Source organism: Sinorhizobium kostiense (assembly GCF_017874595.1).
Classification (GTDB): domain Bacteria; phylum Pseudomonadota; class Alphaproteobacteria; order Rhizobiales; family Rhizobiaceae; genus Sinorhizobium; species Sinorhizobium kostiense.
Genome location: NZ_JAGILA010000008.1, coordinates 104,234 through 130,670, shown reverse-complemented (window position 1 = coordinate 130,670; position 26,437 = coordinate 104,234). Strand labels below are relative to the sequence as shown.

General features: G+C 63.3%; 29 protein-coding genes. 13 read left to right on the top strand and 16 right to left on the bottom strand.

Going from position 1 to position 26,437, the window contains the following annotated elements:
• The first annotated feature begins 236 nt into the window (after window positions 1-236).
• The 3 genes from J2Z31_RS24080 to J2Z31_RS24070 are packed head-to-tail and all read left to right on the top strand — an operon-like array spanning window position 237 to window position 1,990.
• Window positions 237-1,025 carry an adenosylcobinamide-GDP ribazoletransferase gene (locus tag J2Z31_RS24080; RefSeq protein ID WP_209605411.1) on the top strand — a complete coding sequence of 263 codons (789 nt, stop codon included), beginning with the start codon at window positions 237-239 and terminating at the stop codon, window positions 1,023-1,025.
• Window positions 1,026-1,070: 45 nt separating this feature from the next.
• The gene (locus J2Z31_RS24075) at window positions 1,071-1,292 is read left to right on the top strand and encodes a DUF1289 domain-containing protein (protein ID WP_209605409.1); all 222 of its coding nucleotides are present in this window, start codon (window positions 1,071-1,073) and stop codon (window positions 1,290-1,292) included.
• The gene (locus J2Z31_RS24070; protein ID WP_209605407.1) at window positions 1,289-1,990 is read left to right on the top strand and encodes a TIGR02281 family clan AA aspartic protease; all 702 of its coding nucleotides are present in this window, start codon (window positions 1,289-1,291) and stop codon (window positions 1,988-1,990) included. The genes J2Z31_RS24075 and J2Z31_RS24070 overlap by 4 nt, the downstream gene beginning before the upstream one ends.
• 116 nt (window positions 1,991-2,106) lie before the next feature.
• Here J2Z31_RS24070 and J2Z31_RS24065 read toward each other — a convergent pair whose 3' ends face one another.
• Complete coding sequence (locus tag J2Z31_RS24065) at window positions 2,107-2,331, bottom strand: hypothetical protein (RefSeq protein WP_209605405.1); 225 nt, start codon at window positions 2,329-2,331, stop codon at window positions 2,107-2,109.
• 231 nt (window positions 2,332-2,562) lie between these two features.
• Between J2Z31_RS24065 and J2Z31_RS24060 the strand changes: the two genes are divergently transcribed.
• Window positions 2,563-3,279, top strand: a complete 717-nt coding sequence (locus J2Z31_RS24060) for a Crp/Fnr family transcriptional regulator (RefSeq protein WP_209605403.1) — start codon at window positions 2,563-2,565, stop codon at window positions 3,277-3,279.
• Between the two features lie 155 nt (window positions 3,280-3,434).
• Here the strand turns inward: J2Z31_RS24060 and J2Z31_RS24055 are convergent, their stop codons facing one another.
• From J2Z31_RS24055 to J2Z31_RS24005, 11 genes are all read right to left on the bottom strand, one after another.
• Complete coding sequence (locus J2Z31_RS24055; RefSeq protein WP_209605402.1) at window positions 3,435-4,196, bottom strand: ABC transporter permease; 762 nt, start codon at window positions 4,194-4,196, stop codon at window positions 3,435-3,437.
• Complete coding sequence (locus J2Z31_RS24050) at window positions 4,193-5,119, bottom strand: ABC transporter ATP-binding protein (protein ID WP_209605399.1); 927 nt, start codon at window positions 5,117-5,119, stop codon at window positions 4,193-4,195. Before J2Z31_RS24050 ends, J2Z31_RS24055 begins: the two co-directional genes overlap by 4 nt.
• A gap of 87 nt (window positions 5,120-5,206) precedes the next feature.
• Window positions 5,207-6,004: a sulfite exporter TauE/SafE family protein gene (locus J2Z31_RS24045; protein WP_209605398.1), complete on the bottom strand. Its 798-nt coding sequence runs from the start codon at window positions 6,002-6,004 to the stop codon at window positions 5,207-5,209.
• Window positions 5,989-6,435, bottom strand: a complete 447-nt coding sequence (locus J2Z31_RS24040; RefSeq protein ID WP_209605396.1) for a YeeE/YedE family protein — start codon at window positions 6,433-6,435, stop codon at window positions 5,989-5,991. The genes J2Z31_RS24045 and J2Z31_RS24040 overlap by 16 nt, the downstream gene beginning before the upstream one ends.
• A complete protein-coding gene (locus J2Z31_RS24035) occupies window positions 6,432-6,839 on the bottom strand; it encodes a YeeE/YedE family protein (RefSeq protein ID WP_209605394.1) in 408 nt (135 codons plus the stop codon). The genes J2Z31_RS24040 and J2Z31_RS24035 overlap by 4 nt, the downstream gene beginning before the upstream one ends.
• Window positions 6,839-7,168 carry an ArsR/SmtB family transcription factor gene (locus J2Z31_RS24030; protein ID WP_209605392.1) on the bottom strand — a complete coding sequence of 110 codons (330 nt, stop codon included), beginning with the start codon at window positions 7,166-7,168 and terminating at the stop codon, window positions 6,839-6,841. The genes J2Z31_RS24035 and J2Z31_RS24030 overlap by 1 nt, the downstream gene beginning before the upstream one ends.
• Window positions 7,169-7,179: 11 nt before the next feature.
• A complete protein-coding gene (locus J2Z31_RS24025) occupies window positions 7,180-8,070 on the bottom strand; it encodes an MBL fold metallo-hydrolase (RefSeq protein ID WP_209605389.1) in 891 nt (296 codons plus the stop codon).
• Window positions 8,071-8,387: 317 nt separating this feature from the next.
• Window positions 8,388-9,209 (bottom strand): sulfite exporter TauE/SafE family protein, encoded by an 822-nt coding sequence (locus J2Z31_RS24020; protein ID WP_209605387.1) that lies wholly within the window; start codon window positions 9,207-9,209, stop codon window positions 8,388-8,390.
• A gap of 189 nt (window positions 9,210-9,398) precedes the next feature.
• The gene (locus J2Z31_RS24015; RefSeq protein ID WP_209605385.1) at window positions 9,399-10,628 is read right to left on the bottom strand and encodes an extensin-like domain-containing protein; all 1,230 of its coding nucleotides are present in this window, start codon (window positions 10,626-10,628) and stop codon (window positions 9,399-9,401) included.
• Between the two features lie 276 nt (window positions 10,629-10,904).
• Window positions 10,905-11,444 (bottom strand): Kazal-type serine protease inhibitor domain-containing protein, encoded by a 540-nt coding sequence (locus J2Z31_RS24010; protein WP_209605383.1) that lies wholly within the window; start codon window positions 11,442-11,444, stop codon window positions 10,905-10,907.
• Between the two features lie 179 nt (window positions 11,445-11,623).
• Window positions 11,624-13,438, bottom strand: a complete 1,815-nt coding sequence (locus J2Z31_RS24005; RefSeq protein ID WP_209605381.1) for a methyl-accepting chemotaxis protein — start codon at window positions 13,436-13,438, stop codon at window positions 11,624-11,626.
• A gap of 239 nt (window positions 13,439-13,677) precedes the next feature.
• Between J2Z31_RS24005 and J2Z31_RS24000 the strand changes: the two genes are divergently transcribed.
• Window positions 13,678-14,067: an acyl-CoA thioesterase gene (locus J2Z31_RS24000; protein ID WP_209605379.1), complete on the top strand. Its 390-nt coding sequence runs from the start codon at window positions 13,678-13,680 to the stop codon at window positions 14,065-14,067.
• Window positions 14,068-14,102: 35 nt separating this feature from the next.
• Here J2Z31_RS24000 and J2Z31_RS23995 read toward each other — a convergent pair whose 3' ends face one another.
• The gene (locus J2Z31_RS23995) at window positions 14,103-14,456 is read right to left on the bottom strand and encodes a DMT family protein (RefSeq protein WP_209605377.1); all 354 of its coding nucleotides are present in this window, start codon (window positions 14,454-14,456) and stop codon (window positions 14,103-14,105) included.
• 215 nt (window positions 14,457-14,671) lie between these two features.
• Here J2Z31_RS23995 and uvrB point away from each other — a divergent pair, with 215 nt between their 5' ends.
• The 3 genes from uvrB (at window position 14,672) to J2Z31_RS23980 (ending at window position 19,994) form a co-directional block, all read left to right on the top strand.
• Entirely contained in the window at window positions 14,672-17,776 is a 3,105-nt protein-coding gene (gene uvrB / locus J2Z31_RS23990; protein WP_209605375.1) for an excinuclease ABC subunit UvrB, read from the top strand.
• Window positions 17,777-18,404: 628 nt separating this feature from the next.
• The gene (locus J2Z31_RS29870) at window positions 18,405-18,710 is read left to right on the top strand and encodes a hypothetical protein (protein ID WP_209605373.1); all 306 of its coding nucleotides are present in this window, start codon (window positions 18,405-18,407) and stop codon (window positions 18,708-18,710) included.
• Between the two features lie 738 nt (window positions 18,711-19,448).
• Window positions 19,449-19,994, top strand: a complete 546-nt coding sequence (locus J2Z31_RS23980) for a hypothetical protein (RefSeq protein ID WP_328243637.1) — start codon at window positions 19,449-19,451, stop codon at window positions 19,992-19,994.
• Window positions 19,995-20,135: 141 nt separating this feature from the next.
• On the opposite strand, the gene J2Z31_RS23975 is transcribed toward J2Z31_RS23980, so the two are convergent.
• On the bottom strand, window positions 20,136-20,723 hold the full coding sequence (locus J2Z31_RS23975; protein ID WP_408022056.1) for a DnaJ domain-containing protein: 588 nt from the start codon (window positions 20,721-20,723) through the stop codon (window positions 20,136-20,138).
• A 620-nt stretch (window positions 20,724-21,343) separates the two neighbouring features.
• On the opposite strand from J2Z31_RS23975, the gene J2Z31_RS23970 reads away from it, so the two are divergent.
• Window positions 21,344-21,556, top strand: a complete 213-nt coding sequence (locus tag J2Z31_RS23970) for a cold-shock protein (protein ID WP_012708287.1) — start codon at window positions 21,344-21,346, stop codon at window positions 21,554-21,556.
• Between the two features lie 408 nt (window positions 21,557-21,964).
• On the opposite strand, the gene dusA is transcribed toward J2Z31_RS23970, so the two are convergent.
• Window positions 21,965-23,095 carry a tRNA dihydrouridine(20/20a) synthase DusA gene (gene dusA, locus J2Z31_RS23965; RefSeq protein WP_209605842.1) on the bottom strand — a complete coding sequence of 377 codons (1,131 nt, stop codon included), beginning with the start codon at window positions 23,093-23,095 and terminating at the stop codon, window positions 21,965-21,967.
• Window positions 23,096-23,359: 264 nt separating this feature from the next.
• Window positions 23,360-23,608 carry a hypothetical protein gene (locus J2Z31_RS23960; protein WP_209605369.1) on the bottom strand — a complete coding sequence of 83 codons (249 nt, stop codon included), beginning with the start codon at window positions 23,606-23,608 and terminating at the stop codon, window positions 23,360-23,362.
• Between the two features lie 313 nt (window positions 23,609-23,921).
• Between J2Z31_RS23960 and J2Z31_RS23955 the strand changes: the two genes are divergently transcribed.
• From J2Z31_RS23955 to J2Z31_RS23940, 4 genes are all read left to right on the top strand, one after another.
• Window positions 23,922-24,161 (top strand): DUF982 domain-containing protein, encoded by a 240-nt coding sequence (locus J2Z31_RS23955; protein ID WP_209605366.1) that lies wholly within the window; start codon window positions 23,922-23,924, stop codon window positions 24,159-24,161.
• 413 nt (window positions 24,162-24,574) lie between these two features.
• Window positions 24,575-24,781 carry a hypothetical protein gene (locus J2Z31_RS23950; protein WP_209605365.1) on the top strand — a complete coding sequence of 69 codons (207 nt, stop codon included), beginning with the start codon at window positions 24,575-24,577 and terminating at the stop codon, window positions 24,779-24,781.
• A 319-nt stretch (window positions 24,782-25,100) separates the two neighbouring features.
• Complete coding sequence (locus J2Z31_RS23945; RefSeq protein WP_209605363.1) at window positions 25,101-25,787, top strand: fumarylacetoacetate hydrolase family protein; 687 nt, start codon at window positions 25,101-25,103, stop codon at window positions 25,785-25,787.
• A gap of 67 nt (window positions 25,788-25,854) precedes the next feature.
• A complete protein-coding gene (locus J2Z31_RS23940; protein ID WP_209605361.1) occupies window positions 25,855-26,385 on the top strand; it encodes a gamma carbonic anhydrase family protein in 531 nt (176 codons plus the stop codon).
• Window positions 26,386-26,437 lie beyond the last annotated feature (52 nt).

The window sequence follows — 26,437 nt, the reverse complement described above, 5'->3', positions numbered from 1 at the left end:
CGAAGCTTTGTCAGCGCACCTCATAGAGGCTCCGCCCTTTTCCGGCAACGGCATTTGCGCCAGATGCTGTCGTCGGAGCATGATCCAGCAAGTACGCGCGATTCGGGACTGTTCCGATCCGCCGTGCGTCCTTCACGGCGTATCGGGGCGCGCAAAGAACTGTGTGTTTCATTAGATCTGCGCATGCTGCTTTCCGAAAATCGATTCGATTTCGGGCCGATGCGCTGGGAGAGGCGATGACGAAATTCCGCGATCTTGGCGATGACGTGGCACGAGCGGTGGCCTTCTTGAGCCGCATGCCGATGCCGCAACGCCATTTCGCCAACCACGACGGCCGCCTGGGCCGCACGGTTCGCGCCTTCCCGCTTGCCGGTCTCGTGGTTGGCGCCCCCGCGGCCCTGCTCGCAATATTGCTGCTTGCTCTTCAGGCAAACGTGCTCTTCACGGCCTTCGTCCTCGTCGCCGTTCAGGCGCTGGTCACCGGGGCGCTGCATGAGGACGGCCTTGGAGACACGGCCGACGGCCTCGGCGGCGGCCGCGATCGCGAAAGCGCATTGACGATCATGAAGGATAGCCGGGTCGGCACCTATGGCGCGGTGGCGCTCATCCTCTCCTTCGGCCTTCGCGCCTCCGCGCTTGCCGCCTTTCTGCCGCTGCTCTCGCCAGTCGGCGCGGCGCTGGCGCTCCTCGGCACCGCCGCGCTCAGCCGCACCGCCATGGTCTGGCATTGGTCGCGCCTGCCACCCGCGCGACGCGACGGTGTCGCGGCCTCAGCCGGCACGCCGGAGCCGCAGGCGGCACGGATGGCGCTCGGCTCCGGATCGATCCTCGCGTTTCTGTTGTTCTTCGCGGCAGGCGTTCCGTTCATGGGCGTGCTGCTCGCATTTGCCGCGTCCGGGCTCGTCGTGCCGGGCTTCGGCAGGATCGTCTCGCGTAAGCTCGGCGGCCACACGGGCGATACGATCGGTGCCACCCAGCAACTCGCGGAGATCGCGCTTTTCGGCTCCCTTGCGCTGACGATCTGAAAGGCCGATATAATCTCGAACGCAAACGGAGAGAGCGTACTGGACATGGAATCTCCCTGCATTCTCGTCTGCGCGATCGACGATCGGACCGGCTTCTGTTTTGGCTGCGGGCGCACGCGGGAGGAAATCGGATCCTGGACGCTCTATACCGAAACCGAGCGGCACAGCATCATGCAGGCGTTGCCGGCACGACTGGAGACGGTGGAGCGCAAGCCACGCCGGGAAACGCGCCGCTCGCGACTGGCGCGGGAACGAAGCGGCTCATGAACCCTCTGACGCTTCTGCTGGGCATTCTGACCGTCGGCATCGCTCTCCTGATCTTCAATCATGACAGCGGCCAGACACTCGGCCTCAACAATGATGACTTCGGACAGCTCGTGGCGCTGACTGCGCTGGTGACTCTGCTGAGCGCCGGCCTGCTGCGCGGACGGCGGCGGTTCGGCGAGGCAGCGCGGCTCCTGGCCATCTGGATCCTCATCGCCCTGGGGCTCGTATCCGCCTATGTCTACCGGTTCGACCTGCAGTCCTTCGGCGATCGAGTCCTTTCCGGACTCCTGCCCGGCCGGACAATGCTCGTCACGAACAGCGCCGGTCAATTGGAGCTCGTGCTCCAGAAGCGGACCGACGGGCATTTCCAGGCCGACACGATGGTCGACGGCCAGCCGGTCAGCATGATCATCGACACCGGGGCAAGCAGCGTCGCGCTCACTTACGAGGACGCCGAAAGGGTGGGCCTCGATCCGGCGAATCTCGCCTATACGCTCACGGTGATGACGGCAAACGGCCCTGCACTTGCCGCCCCTGTGGTCCTCTCCGAGCTTGCAATAGGCCCGATCGTGCGGACGAATGTCCGCGCCATGGTCGCAGCCGGAGGCAGGCTCGACCGCAGCCTGCTCGGCATGAGCTTTCTTTCCACTCTCGACTCCCTGCAGATGCAGAGCGGCGAGCTCCGGCTACGGGACTGAGAGGGCGATCGCCGCGCTGCGCCGCGCGTCCTTTCAGACGCGCAAAGATCGCTGTAACTCTTCGAATCTGTGCAGCGAGCTTTCCGAAAATCGGTTGCGATTTTCGGGCCGATGCGCTAACCGGGGCGGTGGTCTCGAATCGACCTCGCCAGGGCGCTCAAAGCATTGGCATCGCGTATTCCGGACTGATAGGCTTGGATCAGCATCGCTGCGAGCGCTTCGGCTTCTACGCACTTGCGTGACATCCTCCGCACTTGCAGTTCCACCTGGAAAATCTTGTCGATCAGTTCGAGCTCGTTGGGGCCGATCGGATCGAACGCAGAATCTTGAGCGGGTGTCATTCCATCTCCCCTTGGGGGCGCTATCGGACGAATAGCAAGGACACTCTACGCTGCTTCGGCCGAATGGCGAGTCTTTCATGCATTGCCGGCATCGAGCGTCCAAAACCGTACGCACCATTTTCATGGAAAGGCAGTCAAGCGAAGCTGCGAACCATGCTATTGTGACATCATCGCCTCGCGACAAGCCGACGGGCGACAAAGGACCGATGGCCCTACGAGCGGGCAAAACTGATGAACCTGTCTTCCCCGAGCCCAATCGGCAACCAGCTGTTGGCAATGCTGCCCGAGGGCGATTACAGCCAGATCGCTTCCGGTCTCGAATATGTCGATTTGCCGCGCGGAACGCTCCTGGCAAGAGCGGGTGAACCTATCGACTATATCTACTATCTCACATCCGGAATTGGCTCGCTAATTGCCACCACGCCCGAGGGCAACAAGGCCGAGGCCGGCATTTTTGGCAGCGAAGGATACGTTCCGACCTCGGCTGCCACAGGCGTGGAGCTCAGCGCGCACGATGTGATCATGCAAATTGGCGGGGGTGCCTACAGGATGGATTTCGCGTCCTTCCATCAGGGCATAGAGCACAACAGGAACTTCGCCCGGGTGATGATCCGTTCGATTGAGGCCTTCTCGATCCAGCTCACTTACACGGCGATCTCAAACGCGGTGCATGGAGTCGATGAAAGGCTCGCCCGCTGGCTCCTCATGTGCCACGACCGGGTCCCGGGCGACCAGATTTCTCTCACCCACGAATTCCTCTCGCTGATGCTGGCGGTCCGCCGACCGAGTGTCACGACCTCACTGCACATTCTCGAGGGAAACGGGTTCATTCGTTCCCTGCGCGGCCAGATCATCATCCGGGACCGGCCTGCCCTCGAAGAATTCGCACGAGACGCCTACGGCAAGCCGGAAGTGGAATACCGGCGGCTCATGACTGGACTCTTTTAAAGAAAAAGCCCCTCGAGAGGGGCCGAGCTTACGTGATGCAGTCACGCATGTGCGGGATGGCTACGATATATCGCCCGACGGGTATGCTCTAGCCTGCACGCGCCTTCTGTTCGAAACCGGACAGAAGGCGCGCGGCCCATCGCGTGGCGGGCCCCTCAGTTCCGCAGCTTGTAGCCCGTACGGAAAATCCAGGTCAGCACCGACATGCAAAGGGCCAGGAAGACCAGAATGATTGCCGCACTGGCTAGCGGGTTGACGTCGGACACTTCGAAGAAGCTCCAGCGAAAGCCGCTGATCAGGTAAAGCACCGGATTGAAATGGCTGACCGCCTGCCAGAATGGCGGCAGCATGTCGATCGAATAGAAGCTGCCGCCGAGGAAGACGAGCGGCGGCACGACCAGCATCGGAATGAGGTTCAGCTGCTCGAAATCCTTCGCCCAGATGCCGATGATGAAGCCGAAGAGGCTGAAGGTTATCGCCGTCAGCACGAAGAAGAACAGCATGGCCAACGGATGGGCAATGCTGAGATCGACGAAGAGTGATGCCGTCGCCAGGATGATGGTGCCGATCATCAGCCCCTTTGTCGCGGCAGCGCCGACATAGCCAAGCACGATCTCGATCATCGAAATCGGCGAGGAAAGGACCTCGTAGATCGTGCCGGTGAATTTGGGAAAATAGATACCGAAGGAACCGTTGCCGATGCATTGCGTCAGCAACGTCAGCATCATCAACCCCGGGGTGATGAAGGCACCGTAGGAGACGCCGTCGATCTGGTCAATTCGTTCTCCAATCGCCGCACCGAAGACGATGAAATAAAGCGAGGTGGAAATCACCGGCGACACCACGCTCTGCAGCAGCGTTCGGCGCGTGCGCGCCATCTCGAAGAAATAGATGGACTTCACCGCCTCTAAGTTCATTGCCCCGCCTCCACGATCTCCACGAAAATATCCTCGAGCGAGCTTTGCCGCGTCGAAATATCCCTGAGCCTGATGCCCGCTTCCGCAAGCGCCGCGAGCAGAGCGGTGATGCCGGTCCGCTCCGCACTCGTGTCATAATCGTAGATCAGGCATTGTCCGTTCTCCTCGAGCGACAGCTTGTAGGACAACAGGGTTTGCGGGACTTCCTCGATAGGCTGCGCCAGGTCGACCCGCAACTGCTTGCGGCCGAGCTTCGTCATCAGCGCCGCTTTTTCTTCGACGAGCAGGATCTCACCGCCATTGATCACGGCGATGCGGTCGGCGATCTCCTCCGCCTCTTCGATGTAGTGGGTCGTCAGGATGATCGTCACGCCCGAGGCGCGCAGCCTTTCGACCACCTCCCACATGCTCTTGCGAAGACTGACGTCGACGCCCGCCGTCGGCTCGTCCAGGAAGAGCACGCGCGGCTCGTGCGACAGCGCCTTGGCGATCAGGACGCGCCGCTTCATACCGCCCGAAAGCTCGCGCAGCACGTTGTCCTTCTTGTCCCAGAGCGAGAGATCCTTCAGCACTTTTTCGATATGGGTCGGATCCGGCTTCCTGCCATGCAGCCCGCGCGAAAATGATACGGTGTTCCACACGGTCTCGAAGGCATCCGTCGTCAGTTCCTGCGGTACGAGACCGATCATCGCGCGTGTTTCGCGGAATTCGCGAACGACGTCATAGCCATTGACGGTGACTTCGCCGCCGCTCGGATTCACGATGCCGCAGATGATCGAGATCAACGTCGTCTTGCCGGCGCCGTTCGGCCCCAGCAGGGCGAGAATTTCGCCCTCTTCGATGTCGAGGCTGACGCCCTTCAGCGCCTCGAAACCCGAGGCATAGGTCTTCGAAAGATTCGAAACGGAAACAATGGGCGCCATGAAACGGATCCGGAAAATGGAATGTCGGTAGGATTGCCGCTCTATATGGGCCGATTCACCGAGATTTTCAGCCCATGGCGGGCAAATTTAGCGGTGACGCTCCGTCAACGCATCAGGCACGGCCATGCCCTTCAGGAGAATGTAACCGGCAACGCACAATACCAGCACTGCGAACAGCCGGTTGAGAACGCCCTTTCGGGCCGACAGCCGCCGCGACGCCACGATGCCGGCGGCACCGCCGAGAATGCCGCCGCCGATGAATTCCACGGCTACCGTCCAATCCACGAAGCCGGACGCGGCGTAGTTTAGCGCCGTCGCCAGTCCGAAGGAGCTGATCGCAAGCAGCGACGAGCCGATCGCATTTATCATCGGCATACCGGTCGCAACAATAATCCCCGGCACGATCAGGAAGCCGCCGCCAATGCCGAAGAAGCCGGAGAGCGCTCCGGTCGCCAGCGCCACCGCTGCCGTCACCCCGCACATGCGCGCATCGACCGGACGCGGCTCGACCTCGGCCGCACGCCGTGGCCACAGCATGGCCAAACCGACAGCGACCATGACGAGGCCGAAGAGGAAGAGCAGCTTCTCGCCATCCACCAGCTTGGCCACGGAGGACGCGACAAGCGCGCCCAATGTGCCGATGAGGGCAAAAACGATTGCGCAGCGCCACCACACATGCCCGGCTCGCGCGTGACCGGCGAAATTCACGAGCGCGCTCGCCGAAACGGCAAGAGCGCTCGTGCCGATCGCCACATGCGTTCCGCCGACGCCGACGACATAGAGCAAGAGCGGCACGGCAAGAATGGAACCGCCGCCCCCAAGCAGACCCAGCGATAAGCCGACAACGCCACCGGAGGCAATCGCCGGTATCATGCCCGATTCCATAGCCGCGCTCCCTGCAGGCGATCATGCGCGGCCATCCCGGCAAACATCGCCGCGACGAAGAGAACGACCGCGGGCAGGCCCAGCGACAGCAACGCCAGTGCCGGGCCCGGGCAGAGCCCGACCATGCCCCAGCCGACGCCGAACATCGCCGAGCCGGCGATCAGCCGCCGGTCGATCACCACTGTCTCCGGTAGATGAAACCGGCTGTCGAGAAGCGGCTTCGCCATGCGACGCACGAGCGCCATGCCGGCCGCCGAGACCAGGACGGCGCCCGCGAGCACGAAAGCGAGGGTCGGGTCCCAGTCGCGGGCTATGTCGAGAAAGCCACGGACACGCGCTGGATTCAGCATGCCCGAAAGCGCAAGGCCGAAGCCGAAGATGGCGCCCGAGAGCAAGGCGGCCACGACGCGATAGGCTGCAATGCGGTTCATTGGAAGAATCCCATCAGATACACAGTTGCGACAGCGGTACCCATGAAAGTGCCCACTGCCGCGAGCGAGCGGCGCGAGAGCCGTGCAAGCCCGACCACGCCGTGGCCGCTGGTGCAGCCCGAACCCATGCGCGACCCGTAGCCGACCAGCAGCCCACCCGCGATGATGAGCGGCCAGTCCGCCGACAGCAGGATTGCCGGCCATTCTCCGAAAAACAGACGGAAGAACACCGGACCCGACATCAATCCGACGACAAAGGCCGTTCCGGTCGCCGTCTGGACGCCGTGCAACAGGCGTCCTGCGATGCCGCTGACGCCAGCCACCCGGCCATTCGCCAGCATGAGGATGACCGCCGACAGTCCGATGAGCATGCCGCCAAGAAGGGCGCTGACATAGTCGGCCATCACTTTGCCCCCTCGCCGCAGAAGATCTCGTACAGCGCCGTCACCAGCCGCGCGGCCTTGTCTTCGGCCAGCCGATAGAAGACGTGCTTGGCGTCGCGCCGGGCGGCAATGATTCCCGCCTCCCGCAGCACCGTCAGTTGTTGCGACAGTGTCGGCTGGTGGATGCCGAGCAGCTCTTCCAACTGGCCGACCGACTGTTCGCCCTCGACCAGCGTGCAGACGATCATCAGCCGATTGTGGTTGGCGAGGGTCTTCAGGAGAGCCGCCGCCTCCGCCGCCCGTTCGCCCATGTCCGGACCGACATCTGCAATTCGCGTCAGAGTTTCCATGATTGCTCCTTTCAGCTCCACGCCGCTCCCTGGAGCGCGTTGAGCGGGAATTTCAGGTATCGGGCGCCGTTTGCCTCAGGCTCCGGCAGGCGGCCGCCGCGAATATTGACCTGCAGCGCGTGCAGGATCAGTTTCGGCATCGGCAGCGTTTTGTCGCGGGCCTCCCGCAGGCGGACGAATTCGTCCTCGGTCACGCCGGCAAGATGCGGATTGCAGCGCTTCTCCTCGCCGACCGTGCTTTCCCAGCGCGGCTCGCGGTCGTTCGGCTGGTAATCATGGCCGGTGAAAAGGCGGGTCTCGTCCGGCAGGACCAGGATCTTGCTGATCGACCGCCACAATTGCCGCGCATCGCCGCCGGGAAAATCCGCACGCGCAGTGCCACTGTCCGGCATGAAGATCGTATCATGCACGAAGGCCGCATCGCCGACGACATAGGTGACGGAGGCGAGCGTGTGGCCCGGCGAATAGATGACGTGCCCGGCGATCGACCCGACGGAAAACCGCTCGCCATCCGTGAAGAGATGGTCCCATTGCGAACCGTCGGTTTCGAGTTCGGGCCAGTTATAGATGCCCTTCCAAAGCTTCTGGACACGCACCACTTCGGATCCGATCCCGGTCGGCGCCCCGGTTTTCTCCTTCAGATAGGCGGCCGCAGAGAAGTGGTCGGCGTGCGGATGGGTGTCGAGGATCCATTCGACCGCCAGCCCTTTCTCCGCCACGTAGGCAAGGATTCGATCCGCCTGGACCGTTGCCGTCGCGCCCGACTTCTCGTCGAAGTCGAGCACCGGATCGATGATGGCGCAACGCTTGGTCACCGGATCTGAAACGACGTATTGAATGCTGCACGTACGCTCCTCGTAAAAGCCTTTGACATCCGGTCTGGCAGGTGCTGCTGCAGGCATTGGTGCCTCCGTGAGTGTTATCAATATACAATTAAATATAATGTATATTGATTGATTGAACAAGTTCGTTGTGCAGATGCGGCGTTTTGACCGCCGCGTGTTGAAGCGCATGGAAAAGAACTGGATTATCGCACAGCCCCGACGGGACCGCAGCTCAAGGAGAACGGTCCGCAAATGGACCGCCGACACGCAGGCGAAGGATCAGCGCGCGCAAACCGTCCGTGGTCGTTCCCGGCCATCTCGTCAAGGTTGCGAGGGCGAAATGAAGTGGCGCTGAGATCCCACTGAAACGCATTCGGAGGACCGCGAATGTCCTCCTACCCGTACAGGCTATAGAAGAACCGCAGGGCAATCAGCGTCATGAAGATGCCGAAGCCCGCCTCGAGCTGGCGCCGGTCCAACGCATGGGCGAGTGCGACACCGACCGGCGCGACCAGCAGCGTGATCGGGATGATCAGCGCCACGGCTATCCAATTGATGAAGCCGGTCGATAGCGGCGGCAGCCCGGCCTCGCCCCAACCGGCCCAGACATAGCCGAACAGGCCGGGAATCGAGATCAGCACGCCGACGCCCGCCGATGTCGCCACCGCCTGATGGATCGGGCGGTTGTACAAGGTCATGAAGGTGTTGTTCAGCACCCCGCCGCCGACGCCCATGAGGCCGGAGAGAACGCCGATCGCCACGCCCACCAGCCATTTGATCGGATTCTTCGGGAGATCCGAGCCGATGCGCCAGCTTGCCCGGTTGAAGATCATCCGGAATGCGATGGCGAGGGCGATCACCGCGAAGATTAGCCGCAGCGCCTCGCTGCCGACATAGGCTGCGATCACCGAGGCGAGAATCGCGCCGAGCGGCACGGCGAGGAGCCAGTTGCGCAGGAGATCCGTGTCCGAGACACCCCGCCTGTAGTGCGACAGGAAAGAGCGCACCGACGTTGGAACGATGATCGCAAGCGACGTGCCGACGGAAAGATGCATCCTGACCGCATCGTCAATGCCGAGAAGGCCGAAGACCTGATAGAAGACCGGCACCAGGATGGCGCCGCCGCCAATGCCGAAGAGACCGGCAAGGACGCCGGCAACGACCCCGGCCGCGGCCAGCGCCAGCGCGAACATCATGAGTTCCGAGATCGGCGGCATGGAAAAACCCGAATGTGCTGACTTCGGCAATGGACATTGCCGGATGTGGACGAAGGCCCACCACTCTCATGAAACGGTGATGCTTTTCAATCGCCTTCCTGTTGCCGGAGCGATCCGCTCTCGCGACGCAAGCTGAGCTTCTTCCCCTGCTCCGGCACTATGGCGACGGCGCTTTTCTCCGCCAGGGCGCTAATCGCAATGCCGGTAGCCGGACTTTCGCGTCCTCAAGTCGAAATGAAAGTGATCCTTGTGGAACGGATCGCTGCCCGGGCCGAGCACCGTGTTGAAATATTTGCAGCTGTCGGCGCGCACGGCCTTCAGCAGCCCGCGTTCGCGGAAGGCGAAGAAGCCTTTCCTGCGCACGTCGATCTGCTTGCCGTTTTTCAGCACGAACTTGCCGACGTCGATGGCGTTGCCGCGTGCATGCTCCGACATCGGATTGCCGCGGCGCGAGTTCATCGTACGGCAGGAATAGCCGCCGAGCGGCCTGATGGTCTTGACCCCCGACCAGTAGCGGTAGCGGGACGACGGCGCGAGCTCGTACTTCACCCATTTGGCAAAGGCTGCGGTGACCTGGCAATTGAGTTTCACCGCCGGCTTCACGCCGATATTGCCGGAAAGGCCATGGAGCTCGATCGGATAATCGATGCCGCAGGACGGCCCGTCATGAATGCGCGGCAGGTCGCGGTAGATGACGCCGAGGCTTTTCAGTTGCTGGCGGCAGGCAATTTCCGAAGCTGGCATCCGTCCGGTATATTCCGGCGCCGCCAGCGGATTGCGGGCGCGCGGCAGCAGGGCCACCTGCTGCGGCTCTTCCGCCGGCCTCATAGACCGTTGCGGCTCGGGCGCACGCGGCCCATTCGACCGTTCGGCCCGAACCGGCCCGGGCGCAAGCGGCGGCAAGTCGGGATCGTAACCGAGGTCCGGTTGCTGCGGGACCGGAGCCTGCACGGCACCACCGAGCTGGTGCACATTGTCCTCGCCGATCCCGCCGACCACCGGCTGCGTCGCATTGCCTTCGGCGATCTGCCCCGCTTGCTCCTCGGCGAGGCCGACGACCGGCTCGACGCCGAGCATGGCGTCCATGTTCACGCCTTCGGGTGGAATGGCCATCGCTCCGTCGGTTGCGACCCGGCTCGCCATGGGCGCGCTGTCGATGGGCTGGCCGCGCGGCCCCTCTGCGCTCTGCCCGGCAGGCATGGCAGCCTCTCTGAATGTCGCAACAGGCTGCCCGGCCGGATAGGCGGAGGCCACCTCCTGCTCCGGATTGGCAACGGCCCGGCTGGGTCGGATTGCGCCGACCGCGGTGTCGCCATCGATCCGCGCCGACGGTGCAAGCACGTCGGTGGTGCAGGCGACGAGCGATACGGAGAGGAGAAGCGCCGTCAACGGCCGGTGGAGAAGAGATACATACGCCATACTCACTGCCGCCTTCGTCCAACAGCTACGCCGCCCGCCCGCGACCGAAAGTGGCCACCGGCTATGTCACCAGGCGGGCACGCGGCCGAAAAAGACGATTTCGGCAGAACTCTATCAAAACATGGTAAATGAAGGCTTTCCGAAGACCTGCTTCATCCAGCGATCCGCGGGCATCGCGCATGGACAAGTCCTGCTGCATGTCTCCTCGAACCGACTTCAAGCAAGGAGACATGCAATGCCTCAGACGCCTTTTCGCCTGACAGGGCGCGGCGCTGCCTAGCGGCATTCTCCCCGATGGACGACATCGAAGCCATCCGCACGTGCTTCGCAGGCATTCGGGAACGTCCTCAGGCGGCCGCTGCGCTCGGCGCACACGGGAGCGAATTCCCGGGTGCAGAATTGCGGTGGCGAAGGCAGGTCGTCGTCGCGCCGGCATTCGCCTCGCGCTACGATCCTGAAGCCCTCCGACCGTGCCATGCAGGCGTTCGCGAAGGTCTGCCTGCGTCCGCGACGCTCGCCGCAGACGGGCGCGAACTCGCGTGTGCAGGCCTCCTGCAGCGGCGGGCGAAAGTCGGGACGGCACTCGCCGCGGTGGACCACCCGAAACCCGTCGACGCGGGCATGGCATGCATTGGGGAAGGTCCGCAGGCGATTACCGCGTTCGCCGCAGACGGGCGCGTATTCCATCGTGCAGACCTGCGGCGACGCGATCGGCCCCGGGCGCGGTTCGTCGACCACTACGGTGCAGGCCGAAAGGAAGCCAAGCGCCACCGGCAACAAGGCATGCCGCCACTGAACCACTTTTCGAAAATACATCGATTCCTCCCTTTGACAGCGAATGAGGCCGGCGGCGCAGCCTCGCTTCATCTCACCCATGGAAGGGAGCCGCGTCAACCAGAGAGAATCAGCCTATGCGATGGCATCTACCTGTGGTAGGCATGCGGCAAGGCCCACCCTCTTTCGAAGGCGGGCCTTTCCAATATTCGTCGCTTGGGTCAGGCTGCCCGTCCGTAAACGGCCTTGCCGGCCTGCTCCTGCAGGCGGAAGCGTTGCAACAACGACTTCAGCTCGCGGCTTTCCTGAGCCAGCATCTGGCTCGCCGCGGTGGTCTCCTCGACCATCGCCGCGTTCTGCTGGGTCATCTGGTCCATGCTGTTGACGGCCGTGTTGACCTCCTGCAGGCCGGTTGCCTGTTCCCGGGCGGCGGTGGCAATCGAGGCAACCTGCTCGTTCACCCGGTTGACCAGCGTTTCGATCTCCGTCAGCGCGTCGCCGGTCGAGCGGACGAGTTCCACGCCTGCGCCGACCTCATTGACCGAGGCGCGGATCAGCTCCTTGATCTCCTTGGCCGCCCCGGCCGAACGTTGGGCGAGCTCGCGCACTTCCTGGGCGACGACGGCAAAGCCGCGGCCCGCCTCGCCCGCCCGCGCCGCCTCGACGCCGGCATTGAGGGCGAGCAGGTTCGTCTGGAAGGCGATCTCGTCGATGACGCCGATGATCTGGCTGATGCGGTTGGAAGAGCTCTCGATCCGCCCCATCGCATCGATCGCGTTGCGGACAATGCCGCCGGATTTCGCCGCACTCGCCTTCGTCTCGTTCACCATGTCGCGGGCCTCAGTCGCCCGGTCGGAAGCGTGCCGGACGGTCGAGGTGATCTCGTCGAGCGCTGCCGCGGTTTCCTCCAGCGCCGCCGCCTGCTGTTCCGTGCGCCGCGCCAGGTTGTTCGCAGCTTCCGAAATGTCGCCGGCGCTGCCGTAGACGATCTCGGTCGAGTGCGAGATGGAACCGACGACGTCACGAAGCGCCGCGACGGCGGTGTTGAAGTCGTTCTTCAGCTTGCCGTATTCCGGCGCGATACGCTCAATATCCACGGTGAGATCGCCGCTCGCCAGCCGCTCCAGCGCCGCGCCGATCGTCTCCATCGCATCCGCCTGGGAAGCCGCCGTCGCGCGCTGGCGCTCCTCATTGCCGCGCCGCTCGCTGTCCAGGCGGTGCTGCTGCTCCGCTTCGCGCGAACGCAGCTCGAGCCGCTCCTTCACCGAGTCGCGCAGTTCGACCAGCACCTTCGCCATCTGCCCGATCTCGTCGCCGCGATCGGTCTCCGGAACTTCGGCAGAAACGTCCTCGTCGGCAATCGCCCGCATCGAGCTTTTCAGCTTGTCGACCGGACGCACGACGCTGCGCACGATTGCCAGTGCCGCGGCGACGGTCACCAGCCCGGCCGCGGCAAGAAGGGCGACCACCTCAATGGCTCCGCTACGGAACATTGCCGCAAGGTCGTCGGCATAGACGCCGGTGCCGACCAACCAGCCCCAGGGCTTGAAGCCGCCCACATGCGAATATTTCAGCACCGGTTCGTCGGCGCCGGGCTTGGGCCAGTGGTAATCGACGAAGCCCTTGCCCTGGGCCTGGACCGTCTTCACGAATTCGACGAACAGGAACTTGCCGTTGGGGTCCTTGTTCTGGGAGAGGTCCTTACCGTCCAGCTCGGGCTTGATCGGGTGCATCACCATCGTCGGATGCATGTCGTTGACCCAGAAATAGCCGCTGTCCTGGTAGCGCATCGCCTTGATTGCATCGAGTGCCCGCTTCTGCGCTTCCTCGCGCGACAAGGTCCCCGCCACCTCCTGCTTATGGTAGGAGTCGAAAACGGCGATCGCGTTATCGTTCATCGCCGCAAGCATCGCCTTGCGCTCGGCCACCAGCTGCTTGTGGGCCTCGAACAGGCCAAACACCAGAGCGGCCGCCATGGCGATGAGCGCAACGGCCACAAGCGCATAGAGCCGCGCGGCAATCGAAAATCTTTTCATTATCCCCTCCAACCCACTGAGAGCCTGCAGGATAGGACGGGGTATTTTCAAATGTCCTAACAAAGCGCGCTAAAAATTGAGGGGTGTCATTTCCGGTGGTGACACCGCCACGCCCGGGAGGAGCCTCACGCGCGGACGGGGAAGTCTGCGGTGTCTTTTTTGAGAGCACGTCACGAGGTCGGACGGTTCCAGCTGTCGGAAAAATGCTCTAAGGCTTCGAGCAAACGGGAGACGAAGAGATGAGCGCAGTGATCAGGCCGACCGGCGAGCTAACCCTGCGGACGCTGGCGATGCCGGGCGATGCCAATGCCGCCGGGGACATCTTCGGCGGCTGGGTCATGGCGCAGATGGACCTTTCCTGCGGCATCCGCGCCGCCGAACGCGCTCGCGGCCGTGTCGTCACAGCCGCCGTCAAGGAAATGGCCTTCGCCCTGCCGGTGAAGATCGGCGACACGCTCTGCGTCTACACCGACATCGTCAAGGTCGGCCGCACCTCGATGACGCTCAAGGTCGAGGCCTGGGCGGCGCAACGCTATCTCTCGCATGTGATGGAGAAGGTCACCGACGCCATCTTCGTAATGGTGGCGCTCGATGCGAACGGCAAACCGACGCCGGTTCCCGAGGAATAGGGATCGTTCCTATTCCCGTCGTCTGCGCACGGCCCTCACCCCTTGAAGATGAACGAAGCCCCGGCGGCGATCAGCGCGAAGCCGATGAGCTGGTGCCAGCCGATCGGCTCCTTCAGCCAGAAGATCGAGAAGACGACGAAGATGGCGAGCGTGATCACTTCCTGCATCGTCTTCAGCTGCGCCGCCGAATAGACCGAGTGGCCGATCCGGTTGGCGGGAACTGCGAGCCAGTACTCGAAGAAGGCGATGCCCCAACTCGCAACGATGACGACATAGAGCGGCGAATGGGTGAACTTAAGATGCCCATACCAGGCGAAGGTCATGAACACGTTTGATGCGAGCAGCAGCAGGACCGGCCAGATATAGGCGGCATTCAAGGCAAAGGGCATGGAATCCTCGGGAGGGAGCGAATCGACAATCGCAGACGATGCCGATCTGAAATAACGGCGGCAAGTGACTTCGGCACAACCCGCCTTCCCTCAATGCTCGTCACATGAGGGAACCCTTGACCTTTCTCAAACCTCCGGAAAACCCGAGCGTATCGTTTCCCTTTTGTACTCATTCCCCCTTTCCTTTCGAGCTGACTCTCTCCATATTCCCCGCCATGGCCAAAACTCCGAAGAATGCTCCGAAGAAATCCTCGGCTCCGAGCGGTTTCGAAGAAATCCCGCAGGCTCCGCTTTCCGGCGCGCCGCTCTCAGGCAACGTCTCCGACTGGGTGAGGCAGCTCGAGGCGGAAGCGGAAGCGTCCACCTTCGAGAACCGGCGTGAAGTCGCCTCCAAGGCCGGCAGACACCGCAAGAAGGTGGAACTCGCCGCTTCGAAAGACACCGCATCAGGATCGGCCGAAGGCCGCAAGCCCGAAAGGGCGTCCGAGCTGACGCGAGGCCCCCGCGGAGCGAAGGCGCAACGCGCCGAGAGCGTGAGCGCAAAGACATCTCGAGGTACCTCGATGGGCGGCTCGACCGATCCGAAGACGCGCGCTGCCGCGGGGCTCAATCCGGTGGCCGGGCTCGACGTTTCCCTGGAGGACGCCGACAGGTTCAATGCGGGCTCCGGCGTCACCGCCACGGTCGAGGCCCTGGCCAGGCTGATCGAGAGCGGCAATCCGCTTTTCAAGGACGGCAAGCTCTGGACGCCGCACCGGCCGCCACGGCCGGACAAGTCGGAGGGCGGCATCGCCATCCGCATGCAATCGGATTACCAGCCGGCTGGCGACCAGCCGACAGCGATCGGCGACCTGGTGGAAGGCCTCTCATCCGCCGAGCGCAACCAGGTTCTCCTGGGCGTCACCGGCTCGGGAAAGACCTTCACCATGGCCAAGGTGATCGAAGCGACGCAGCGCCCGGCGGTCATTCTGGCGCCGAACAAGACGCTCGCCGCCCAGCTCTATTCCGAGTTCAGGAACTTCTTCCCGGACAACGCGGTCGAGTATTTCGTCTCCTATTACGACTATTACCAGCCGGAAGCCTACGTCCCCCGCTCGGACACCTATATCGAGAAGGAATCCTCGATCAACGAGCAGATCGACCGTATGCGCCACTCGGCGACGCGCTCGCTGCTCGAGCGTGACGACGTCATCATCGTCGCGTCGGTCTCCTGCATCTATGGTATCGGCTCGGTCGAGACCTATACGGCAATGACCTTCCAGATGAGTGTCGGCGACCGGCTCGACCAGCGGCAATTGCTCGCCGACCTGGTGGCGCAGCAATACAAGCGCCGCGACATGGATTTCCAGCGTGGCTCCTTTCGCGTGCGCGGCGACACGATCGAGATTTTCCCGGCCCACCTGGAGGATGCCGCCTGGCGCATCTCCATGTTCGGCGACGAGATCGACGCCATCACCGAGTTCGATCCGCTGACCGGCCAGAAGACCGGCGAGCTCAAATCGGTGAAGATCTACGCCAATTCCCACTATGTGACGCCGCGGCCGACCTTGAATGCCGCCATCAAGGCGATCAAGGAGGAACTGGCCTTCCGGCTGGAGGAACTGGAAAGGGCCGGCCGCCTGCTCGAGGCGCAGCGGCTCGAGCAACGCACCCGCTATGATCTCGAAATGCTCGAGGCGACCGGCTCCTGCCAGGGTATCGAGAACTATTCCCGCTACCTGACCGGCCGCAAGCCGGGCGAGCCGCCGCCGACCCTGTTCGAATATATTCCGGACAACGCCATCATCTTCATCGACGAGAGCCACGTCACCATTCCGCAGATCGGCGGCATGTATCGCGGCGACTTCCGCCGAAAGGCGACGCTCGCCGAATACGGCTTCCGCCTGCCCTCCTGCATGGACAACCGGCCCCTGCGCTTCGAGGAATGGGACGCGATGCGCCCCGACACGATCGCCGTCTCGGCGACACCCGGCGGTTGGGAGCTGGAACAATCCGGCGGCGTCTTCGCCGAACAGGTGATCCGCCCGACCGGCCTCATCGACCCGCCGGTCGAGGTGCGCCCGGCCAAGACCCAGGTCGACGACCTGCTCGGCGAGATCCGCGCCACCGCCGCCTCCGGCTATCGCACGCTGGTCACCGTTCTCACCAAGCGCATGGCCGAGGACCTGACCGAGTACCTGCACGAGCAGGGCATCCGCGTGCGCTACATGCATTCCGACATCGACACGCTGGAGCGTATCGAGATCATCCGCGACCTGCGCCTCGGCGCCTTCGACGTGCTGGTCGGGATCAACCTCTTGCGCGAGGGCCTCGACATCCCCGAATGCGGCTTCGTCGCGATCCTGGACGCTGACAAGGAAGGCTTTCTGCGCTCGGAAACCTCGCTCATCCAGACGATCGGCCGCGCCGCCCGCAACGTCGACGGCAAGGTCATCCTCTATGCCGACACGATCACCGGCTCGATGCAGCGGGCGATGGACGAAACCAACCGCCGCCGCGAAAAGCAGATGGCCTACAATGCCGAGCACGGCATCACACCGGAATCGGTGAAGGCGAGGATCTCCGACATCCTCGACAGCGTCTACGAGCGCGACCACGTCCGCGCCGACATCTCCGGTGTCGCCGGCAAAGGCTTCGCCGAGGCCGGCCACCTCGTCGGCAACAATCTGCAGGCGCATCTCAACGCGCTGGAAAAACAGATGCGCGACGCCGCCGCCGACCTCGACTTCGAAACCGCCGCCAGAATCCGCGACGAGATCAAGCGCCTGAAGGCCGCAGAACTGGCCGTATTGGACGACCCGATGGCCCGCGCAGAGGCAAAGAATCAGGAAAGCGGCAATCGAGCCAGCAAGGGTGCCCCGGGCACGCCGGGCTCCCTCCCCCCTGTGGAGAGGGTTGGGGAGGGGAAAAGCCACGAAACCCCTCCCGGCCCTTCGGGCCACCCTCCCCAAACGGGGGAGGGAAAGGATGGCTCCTACTTCGGCAAGCCCGCCCTCGACGACATGGGTCCAGGCACCGACATGGAGCGCCCCCTCTTCCGCAAGCCGAACCTCGACGAAATGGGCCGTGACGTGGCCATTCCTTCTCCCCGCGGGCGGGGAGAAGGTGCCCGAAGGGTGGATGAGGGGCAAACGCTGTTCAGGAAAAACAGCCTCGACGAGATGACCGTCGGCCGCACGGAGAAGCCGGTGACCGGCAAGGTCCCGGACAAGCCGGTCCTCACCCGCGCCAAACCGGGCATCGGGTCCTATGAGGACCCGGCCGAGGAAAAGCGCCGCAAGGGGCGGACCAAGGGCAAGACGGGACGGCCGGGGAAGTAGGCTCGCTCTGCGTCGATCTGCGCATTGGCATTTCGTGATCGCTCGGCGACTGCTGCAGTGGGCACTTAGCATCTCGAGCGCCTCGGTTTCGCCCCCAGAGACGGTTGAAATCCTTCCTACTCCGGTGCGCGCCGTCGCAAAGGTCGCTCTAGCACTTCGAATATCGCGTGCCTTTAAGCAGATACATGGAGCCATGCGGCTGACGCACATATTTGGCGCGTCCTGCTTGTTGGCCGCTTCGACGCCGCGTCCATCTCCCTCTCCTCTCAATTCACTCCACTCGGGGAACATTCCCGTCTTTTCGTAATTTGAGCATCTACTAAATTATGGAGAGCAAAAATGAGAGCCCTGGAATCACTTTTCACGAGCACCGGCCTGGCGCTGATGTCGGCTGGATTTCTTGCAACGGCGACGGTCCCGGCGAACGCCCAGGCGGTCGAGCGCCCCATCCTGACAGCAGGTCAATGCGCCCCTCTTACGGAAGCCAATTTTGAGCTCTGCTGCATCGCCTTGAACCGCACTGAAATTCTCTCTGCGGGGCAACTGGCGCAATGTCCGCCTTTGTCGACGGCCCTGATTCAGAACGCTTTTCAATCGACGAACACTGACCGCGGCGCCGATAACGGCCGTGACGGTAACGATGGCAACGGTAACGGTAACGGTAACGGTAACGGTAACGGCAACGGTAACGGTAACGGTAATGGCAACGGCGACGGCAACGGTAATGGCAACGGCGGCGGCAACGGCGACGGCGATGGGGCCGGCGGTGGTGGCGGCGGCGGTGGCGGCGGTGGCGCCGGCGGTGGCGGCGGTGGTGGCGGCGGCGGTGGCGCTGCCGATGGAGCCGGCGGTGGTGGTGGCGGCGGCGGTGGTGGTGGCGCTGCCGGTGGCGGCGGCGGTGGTGGTGGTGGCGGTGGCGGCGGCTAAGCCGTAGTCGCTTGCGAAAAGGCCATAGCCAGTGGGCCAGCGCCTGACCTCGGCGCTGGAGGCGACCGCAGCCTCCGTGCCAGCCCCGAGGGATTCGAAGTAAATGAGAGCCGGAGATGCGCCGTCCAATGGCCGGTGCATCTCTCCGCCGCGCGACAGGCAAGAAGGCGCTGGCGGTACGCCTTGAGTGCTGCATGCCTCCTTGAATCGACGCAAGCCCTGAAACACCGGTGGCTTGAGAAGCCGCATGGACCCGCGCGAGCGTCTCGGTCCCGCGGCGGCGTCTTGATTGCCCTCGGGCAGCCAAGCACTCGGCTGGTGCTTGCGCGCGCGAGCATGAATATCGCGTTTGGGGAAGTCGCCGGAAAGTTGTCCCCGCATAGTCGCTGCGGCGCTATCCATTTTCCGGCATGCACGGCTGTCCTGCTACCGGCAATAAGGAAATTGGCATCCACCACAATTCCAAGTAGGCGGCGAAAAGAATCCCCCTGAAATTCCACTAAATTTTCGAGGGAACCCTGGAACAAACTTGCTCGTTTTTGTATTAGCCCGAACTAAATTAGGGAGAATGCAAATGCGCATCCTGGATTCACATTTTACAAGCACTGGTTTAGCACTGATCTCCGCTGGTTTTCTTGCGGTGACGGCGGCTCCCGCGGGAGCTCAACAGGTCCAACGACCGATCCTTACTGTAGATCAGTGCACCCCTCTCACTCAGTCCAATTACGAGCTCTGCTGCATTGCCTTGAACCGCACCGAAATTCTCTCGGCCGGACAGCTGGCGCAATGTCCGCCTTTGACGACGACCTTCATTCGCAACGTCTTTCAATCGACCGACACCGATCGCGGCGCCGATGACGGCGGCAACGGCAACGGCAATGGCGGTAATGGCGGCGGTAACGGCGGCGGCAACGGCGGCAATGGCGGGAATGGCGGCGGCAACGGCGGCAACGGCGGCAATGGCGGCAATGGCGGCAACGGCGGCGGCGGCGGCGGTGGCGGCGGCGGCGGTGGCGGCGGCGGCGGTGGCGGCGGCGGCGGTGGCGGCGACGGCGACAACGGTCACGGCGGCAATGGCGGCAATGGTGGTAACGGCGACAACGGCCACGGTGGCAATGGTGACCATGGCGGTAACGGCGACAACGGTGGCAACCGCGAGAAGGGCAACAACGGCTGGGGCAACGGGCGGGATCCGACCAATCCCGGCAGCGCCCATGGCAAAGGCGTGTCGCGCGGTGGACCGGGCGCTGGAAAGTCGCAAGCCGAGTCCAAGACGCACGGGGATAGATAACACGAGCCGCGGGCGATCACCTGACTCCGACCTGTAGGTCACGGAGCGCGGCCCCGAGCGTTTCGATCGGGGCCGCGCATCGACGTCGAGCCGGCTCTTTGCCTGGGGATATGGGCGCTCTAAGCCGCGCTGCGCCCAAACCTACTCCGCCGCGTTCGCCTTTACTTCCGCCGCCTCGAGTTCATAGGAATAGCCTTCGAGCATCGCATAGGCCTGCTCGATCGCCTCGATCTGCGCCTCGGCGTTCTTGATCGCCTCGGCGATCGACTGGCTGCGGGCGCGCAGCATCGAACCGAGCACGTCGGTCTCCGGTCGCCGGCCGAGGCGGTCGAGGTGCTTGCGCACGCGAGAGCGGTGGCGTTCGAGTTCGAGTATGTGGAAGCGGTTCTTGACGATGTCATCCGAGAGTTTTCTGCGCATTGCCGCGACCGGGTCGAAGCTGCCCGGCTCGCGCTCGTCGAGGATGAACTCGTTGACCAGCGTTTCCAACATCATCAAGCCCTTGAGGTCTTTGGAGTCTGCGAGCTGAGGATCGTAGCCGGTGTCGTCGTAGACCTTGCGGCGCACCGGATCCTTCAGCAGTTCATACGCCGCCTGCAGCTTGCCGAACGCCTCGGCCTCGCCGCCGCGGTCCGGATGCGCCGTCTTCACCGCGCGGCGGTAGGCCGTCCGGATCGCCCTCACGTCGGTGTCGCGCTCAATTCCAAGGAGGGCATAGGGATCGATCACGCCGGCCACCTGCTCTTCAATCGACTTCACTTCCGTAACCGGTCCAGACCTACCGGGTCGCTGCGCCGGCAGCAACCCCGCCATCCCCGATGCCGGACCAGGCACACAGGAGCGTCGCGACGAAAATGTGGTCGAAACGGGGCAATCCACGAGTTTTGTCGACCGAAGTGGCGGGGCAATTGCCCGCCGCATCCCCTGCGCCGCAAGGAATTGCCGCCTCGGCGCCCCACCCGCAAAACTTCCCTTGCCTTTTTTCCCGAACACTGCCACTGCTGTAGCCGTTCGGGCGATTTCAATCCCGGAGACTGGACTTTCGTACTGAACCGGCAAAAGCCGGGAATGCCGCAAGCGGCATCGTAGACGTCTTTTCCCCGATATCGTGACCACTCGACGCCTTTCAGCGCTGTCCGCATGATTCCAGTACTGGATAAATCATGCGGCAGTTCTAAGTGATACAGCGGCCGGCGCGGATCATGAGACGCCGGGCACCTGCAAAACGCTGAAGACGACAGGTTCGTATCCCTTCGGGGGCACGAACACACTACCTAAAGCAGCCGAAGCGTGCTACGTACCCGCTGGGTTGCGGCAAACTGACAGACTGAAGGAAAAGGACTTCTTCCATGGCCACCAAGGGCATCGTAAAATTCTTCAACCAGGACAAGGGTTTTGGTTTCATCACGCCGGACGGCGGCGCGAAGGACGTTTTCGTCCACATCTCCGCGGTCCAGGCCGCCGGCCTCGCAACGCTCAAGGATGGCCAGCAGGTTTCCTTCGACACCGAGCCGGACCGCATGGGCAAGGGCCCGAAGGCCGTCAATCTCCAGGCTCTCTGAGCCGGACGCGTTCTGATTCTGGAAAGCGGCGCCTCGCGAGAGGCGCCGTTTTTCGTTGTGTGGCTGGCAAATGCCCCTCATCCCGCTGCCCGTCCTCCGCAGCAGTTGCGCTGCAACTGCGGAGGGTGGACCGACCACCTTCTCGCCGCTCGCGGGGCGAAGGAGACTCGCGGCGCATTGGTCCTCTCTCCCGCTGACGCGAGCCAAGCGGGAGTACGCTAGCGCAACCTCCTCTCCCTCCCTCATGCCTGTGCTTGTCACAGGTATCCAGCGCGCCCAAGTCCTTGGGCCGCGGAAAACCACTCGACAGAAACAGCAATTTCCGAATCCCAGTCATTCACGGCGCCGACGCGCCGCGGCTGAATTCGTGCGACAAGCACACGAGTAAGGAACCGACGGTGCCTTGCCCTACTCCGCCGCCTGGCGCGCCGTTGCCGCTTCGAACACCGCGTCGAAGGCGGCGATGATCACCTCAGCACCGGCGCCCTTGCGGGTGGCGTCGGCGGAGAGAATCTGACGGTAGCGCCGCGCCCCGGGCCAACCCTGGAAAAGGCCCACCATGTGGCGGGTGACGTGGATCAGCCGACCGCCCCTTGCAATATGGGCGCCGGCGTAATCGGCCATGGAGTCGCGCACACCCGCCCAGAAATCGAGCGAGAGGCGGTGATGGCGATCGGAGAAGCCGTCCGGCTCGGTCGGCGCTGGCGGAGCGCCGGTGATCGGATGGCGGAAATAGCCATCCGCCGCGGTCAGCAGGCCGCTGTCGTGATAGGCGGCGCGCCCGAGCATGACACCGTCGAGCGGCGCACCTTCGGCTGCCTGCGGCAATGGCGCAGTCTCCGGCAGCAGGCGCGGATCGACATGTGAGAGCGCCTGATCCAGCGTCTGAAGACCGCCGTTGAGGCCGACGAAAAGATTCGGGTTTTCCGCCTTCAGCCGATGCACGAGGCCATAGTCGAGCGGCGGGATCTCGCGGTTCTCCCGGGGGCTCAGGCCCTGCAGCCAGGCCTTGCGCGCATGCACCCAGACGGCATCCGCCCCGCTATCCCGGGCGCGGGCCACGAGGTCGCGCAACGCCAGCTCCGGTTCCTGGTCGTCGACGCCGATGCGGCACTTGACCGTGACGGGGATCTTCACCGTCGCCTTCATCGCCGCTACGCACTTGGCGACCAGCTCCGGCTCCCGCATCAGGCAGGCGCCGAAGGTGCCGGATTGCACCCGGTCGGACGGGCAGCCGACATTCATGTTGATCTCGTCATAGCCGAAAGCTTCTGCGATCCGCGCCGCCTCCGCCATCTTCGCCGGATCGTTGCCGCCGAGCTGCAGCGCGACCGGATGCTCACTGGCGTCATAGCCGAGCAGCTTCTCGCGGTCGCCGCGCAGGATCGCATCCGCGACAATCATCTCGGTATAGAGCAGCGCATGGCGCGATAGCTGCCGCGCGAAATAGCGGTAGTGGCGGTCGGTCCAGTCGATCATCGGCGCGACGGCGAAGACGGGCGCCTTGAAATACGGATTTTCTTCCGTCATGAGGGGCATGATTGCGTCGGTCGTCACTTCTGTTCCGCTTGGGTCTGGATCAGGTTGGGTCTGGATCAGGTTGGGTCTGGATCAGGCGCCCGTTCTCGGATCGGCACCCCGCGACCTCGCAGCGCGCGCACTGAACGAAGCCGCACGCGCGGGCATGGCGAAAACGGTTCCGGCTCTTATATAGGCACGCTCGCCGCAATGCCAGACCGGTGGCCTTGGCCGACCCGCTTGGCGCTGCAAAAGCGCGACAGGCGCCGGCGGCAGCGTCGAGGCCTATTCAAATCCCGCCTGGCGGAACCATTCCTGAATGCCTTCCAGCACCGCCGCCTTGGCGCCCTCGAGCGAGGGCGCATATTGAAAGCCGGTCTGCTGCGTGCCGTTGCAATGGGAAATGCGCCAGGCCCAATCACTCATCGTCTGGCGTTTCATCACGAATGCCACTTCATGTCGCCCAAGCATGGCGCAATATGTCCCGTTGCGCAGGGGCAACCAGGTCAACCGAATATCCGAAACCGATGTCATGCCACTCTCCCAGCCGAAGAGAGGATAAGCCGGCCGCCAGACACTTGGAACCCCAGCAATTGAGGGGCTTTAATCGACTCCGGAGGGTTTCCTCAAAATTGCGGACAAAAGGTCGATGCTGGGTTACATTGTAGCGCTTGGCCCGGTTTCGCGCGCGTGAGTTGCACGGAACAAGGCTGCGGCCGACCACGTTCTGGCATCGGATCTCAAGCGCGGAGGAGCAAGGCAGGCGATCCTTCGGCAGTCTCCGCGCACCGTTCGTTTTCGGCGATGGAACGGCGCGCCGCCGGCCCTCGCGCCCAGGAGGAGAAGCATGCATCAAGTATTGTGGAGTCATCCTATCGAGCTGGGATTGGACGGCGGAGACGTGCGCAAGGTCATGGGACCGTCCGATGCGCTCGCGTGCCTGGCGGGCCAGTGGCCGCATCGCGGCCCCTATTATGTGGCGGCCCGCAGCGCCTGCCGAGCTGCCATTGCCGGCCGGCGGACGCCCGACGAGGCGCGGAGGCTCTTCATGTTCGCCGCCAAGGAAGCGCATCTGACGGCGCATTGAAGTCGGCAGCCCCAGGCCTTGGACGGCAGCGTTCAGCATCCTTGCACGACAAGCCGGTATTGTCTGCAAAACCTTTCCATTGACAGCGCGGAAACGGCAAGACGGCCCATTTGTATTACAAATGGCGGCCTCATAAATAGTATTAAACATCGCCGCCGAGGCATTCGCTTGAAGCGAAGGGCGCTTTCTAATATAAGCGATGTCGCAATCCGACGAGCATTTACTTCGTTCGTGGCCGCGGTTTCTCAGAGCCCGAACGAGCCGTGGCATAAATCTCCGCGAAAGCGTCGAATTTCCGTCGTAAAACCTTCATTTATGGACTCTATAGTCCTGAGGTGCCTCATAAAAAACAACTTCTGGGTGCTTAACTCCGCATCAAAAGGGACAACAAAAAATAATACGGGAGAGACACAATGAGCGAACGCAATCTCCGTCGCATCGTCGAAGTGAGCGTCAAGCGCGAAACGGGCCGCAAGGACCTCGGCATCATGACTGTACGCCAGGCCCTTGAACTTCCCGATGTGCCAAGCCTCGAATACAGCCACCCGGAACTCAATTCGCGTTCCGATGGCCGCTTCCTGACCCGCGACCAACTTGAAGCCTATGCACGCTGCGCCTGAGTGCGGCGATCGCAGATGACCTGCGCATAATTTTCCCCATTGCAGCGGTCTGCTGCTAATTTCCCTCCTGAGATTCGCTACGGCACCCACGCCCCTGCGGCACCGCAAGGTGCCGTAGCGTTTCGTTTTTTTCGGCTGCCTGTACCCTGCAAGTCTCGCGATCCCGCTTCGACCGAGGTTGCGGCAGCGATTTTGCGCGACTACAGCGCCGTGCGTCCTTCGGGACGCACCAAGGACGCTGCAAGTAGTGCCTTCCGAAGATCGGTTCCGATTGTCGAGCCGATCCGCTAAAGAACCGGAGATGGAGAACCGGACGATCATGGAAACGGTCATACCACCCTCCCCGCCCGTCCTGCTGCCGGTCGCTGGAAGCCGTGCGAGCTTTCCGGTGCGGCGGGTCTATTGCGTCGGCCGCAACTATGCCGCTCACGCCCGCGAAATGGGCCACGATCCCGATCGCGAGCCGCCCTTCTTCTTTCAGAAGAACGCCGACGATCTGCTGCCGCCCGGCAAGGACTTCCCCTATCCGCCGCGCTCCTCGGACGTGCACCACGAGGTGGAGCTGGTGGTGGCGCTGCGGAGCGGCGGCACGGACATTCCGCTCGAAGCGGCGCTCGACCACGTCTACGGCTATGGCGTCGGTATCGATTTCACCCGCCGCGACCTGCAGGCGGAGGCCAAGAAGGCGGGAAAGCCCTGGACGGCCGCCAAGGCCTTCGCACATTCCGCCCCGATTTCGGCGCTCGTTCCGGCAACGACGATCGGCCATCCGGTAAACGGCGGGATTTGGCTGAAGGTCAATGGCGAGATGCGCCAGGGAGGCGATCTGGCGCAGATGATCTGGTCGGTGCCGGAGATCGTGGCGGAGCTCTCGCGCCTCTTCACTCTGGCGCCCGGCGACGTCATCATGACAGGGACGCCCTCCGGCGTGGGGCCGGTCGCGCGCGGCGACCTCGTCACCTGTGGCGTCGACGGCGTCGCGGTCCTAACGGTCCAAGTCGTGTGATAGGGTAATTGGATCGGTACGGCCAGTATCGGTCGTACGCGCCTACCGCAAGCAGAAGGAAGCCGGAATGCCACGTTATGCCCTCGGACCGCAACAGCCGACCACACCGCTCGAAGGCCGCTACTGGATCGCGCCCGACGCCAACCTGATCGGGCAGGTGGAGATCGGCGACGATGTCGGCATCTGGTTCGGAGCGACCTTGCGCGGCGACAACGAGCCGATCCGGATCGGCCCGCGCACCAACATTCAGGAGGCGGTGATCATTCACGTCGACCCCGGCTTTCCGGTGACGATCGGCGAAGGCTGCACCATCGGCCATCGGGCGATCGTGCATGGCTGCACCATCGGCGACAATTCGCTGATCGGCATGGGCGCAACCTTGCTGAACGGTGCGAAGATCGGCCGCAACTGCCTCGTCGGCGCCAATGCGCTCGTCACGGAAGGCAAGGAGTTTCCCGACAATTCGCTGATCGTCGGAGCGCCTGCCAAGGCGATCCGCACACTCGACGACGCCGCCGTCGAGGGGCTGAGACGCTCGGCAGAACATTATGTGAGGAACTGGCAGCATTATGCCGCGCAGCTGAGAAGGCTCGATTGAGTTTTCCTGGACGAGGTACGCGCCCCGTTCACCCCCTTGGAGATGCCCGGCA

What these genes read in the sequence shown, in the direction of transcription:
- J2Z31_RS24075 (WP_209605409.1), top strand. Translation starts at nt 1,071, where the DNA reads ATGGAATCTCCCTGCATTCTCGTCTGCGCGATCGACGATCGGACCGGC.
- J2Z31_RS23940 (WP_209605361.1), top strand. Translation starts at nt 25,855, where the DNA reads ATGCCACGTTATGCCCTCGGACCGCAACAGCCGACCACACCGCTCGAA.
- J2Z31_RS23955 (WP_209605366.1), top strand. Translation starts at nt 23,922, where the DNA reads ATGCATCAAGTATTGTGGAGTCATCCTATCGAGCTGGGATTGGACGGC.
- J2Z31_RS24065 (WP_209605405.1), bottom strand. Translation starts at nt 2,331, where the DNA reads ATGACACCCGCTCAAGATTCTGCGTTCGATCCGATCGGCCCCAACGAG.
- J2Z31_RS24080 (WP_209605411.1), top strand. Translation starts at nt 237, where the DNA reads ATGACGAAATTCCGCGATCTTGGCGATGACGTGGCACGAGCGGTGGCC.
- dusA (WP_209605842.1), bottom strand. Translation starts at nt 23,095, where the DNA reads ATGCCCCTCATGACGGAAGAAAATCCGTATTTCAAGGCGCCCGTCTTC.
- J2Z31_RS24000 (WP_209605379.1), top strand. Translation starts at nt 13,678, where the DNA reads ATGAGCGCAGTGATCAGGCCGACCGGCGAGCTAACCCTGCGGACGCTG.
- J2Z31_RS23960 (WP_209605369.1), bottom strand. Translation starts at nt 23,608, where the DNA reads ATGACATCGGTTTCGGATATTCGGTTGACCTGGTTGCCCCTGCGCAAC.
- J2Z31_RS23945 (WP_209605363.1), top strand. Translation starts at nt 25,101, where the DNA reads ATGGAAACGGTCATACCACCCTCCCCGCCCGTCCTGCTGCCGGTCGCT.
- J2Z31_RS24040 (WP_209605396.1), bottom strand. Translation starts at nt 6,435, where the DNA reads ATGAACCGCATTGCAGCCTATCGCGTCGTGGCCGCCTTGCTCTCGGGC.
- J2Z31_RS24025 (WP_209605389.1), bottom strand. Translation starts at nt 8,070, where the DNA reads ATGCCTGCAGCAGCACCTGCCAGACCGGATGTCAAAGGCTTTTACGAG.
- J2Z31_RS24055 (WP_209605402.1), bottom strand. Translation starts at nt 4,196, where the DNA reads ATGAACTTAGAGGCGGTGAAGTCCATCTATTTCTTCGAGATGGCGCGC.
- J2Z31_RS24045 (WP_209605398.1), bottom strand. Translation starts at nt 6,004, where the DNA reads ATGGAATCGGGCATGATACCGGCGATTGCCTCCGGTGGCGTTGTCGGC.
- J2Z31_RS24070 (WP_209605407.1), top strand. Translation starts at nt 1,289, where the DNA reads ATGAACCCTCTGACGCTTCTGCTGGGCATTCTGACCGTCGGCATCGCT.
- J2Z31_RS24005 (WP_209605381.1), bottom strand. Translation starts at nt 13,438, where the DNA reads ATGAAAAGATTTTCGATTGCCGCGCGGCTCTATGCGCTTGTGGCCGTT.
- J2Z31_RS23970 (WP_012708287.1), top strand. Translation starts at nt 21,344, where the DNA reads ATGGCCACCAAGGGCATCGTAAAATTCTTCAACCAGGACAAGGGTTTT.
- J2Z31_RS24035 (WP_209605394.1), bottom strand. Translation starts at nt 6,839, where the DNA reads ATGGCCGACTATGTCAGCGCCCTTCTTGGCGGCATGCTCATCGGACTG.
- J2Z31_RS24050 (WP_209605399.1), bottom strand. Translation starts at nt 5,119, where the DNA reads ATGGCGCCCATTGTTTCCGTTTCGAATCTTTCGAAGACCTATGCCTCG.
- J2Z31_RS24015 (WP_209605385.1), bottom strand. Translation starts at nt 10,628, where the DNA reads ATGGCGTATGTATCTCTTCTCCACCGGCCGTTGACGGCGCTTCTCCTC.
- J2Z31_RS24060 (WP_209605403.1), top strand. Translation starts at nt 2,563, where the DNA reads ATGAACCTGTCTTCCCCGAGCCCAATCGGCAACCAGCTGTTGGCAATG.
- J2Z31_RS23995 (WP_209605377.1), bottom strand. Translation starts at nt 14,456, where the DNA reads ATGCCCTTTGCCTTGAATGCCGCCTATATCTGGCCGGTCCTGCTGCTG.
- J2Z31_RS23950 (WP_209605365.1), top strand. Translation starts at nt 24,575, where the DNA reads ATGAGCGAACGCAATCTCCGTCGCATCGTCGAAGTGAGCGTCAAGCGC.
- J2Z31_RS24010 (WP_209605383.1), bottom strand. Translation starts at nt 11,444, where the DNA reads ATGTATTTTCGAAAAGTGGTTCAGTGGCGGCATGCCTTGTTGCCGGTG.
- uvrB (WP_209605375.1), top strand. Translation starts at nt 14,672, where the DNA reads ATGGCCAAAACTCCGAAGAATGCTCCGAAGAAATCCTCGGCTCCGAGC.
- J2Z31_RS24030 (WP_209605392.1), bottom strand. Translation starts at nt 7,168, where the DNA reads ATGGAAACTCTGACGCGAATTGCAGATGTCGGTCCGGACATGGGCGAA.
- J2Z31_RS24020 (WP_209605387.1), bottom strand. Translation starts at nt 9,209, where the DNA reads ATGCCGCCGATCTCGGAACTCATGATGTTCGCGCTGGCGCTGGCCGCG.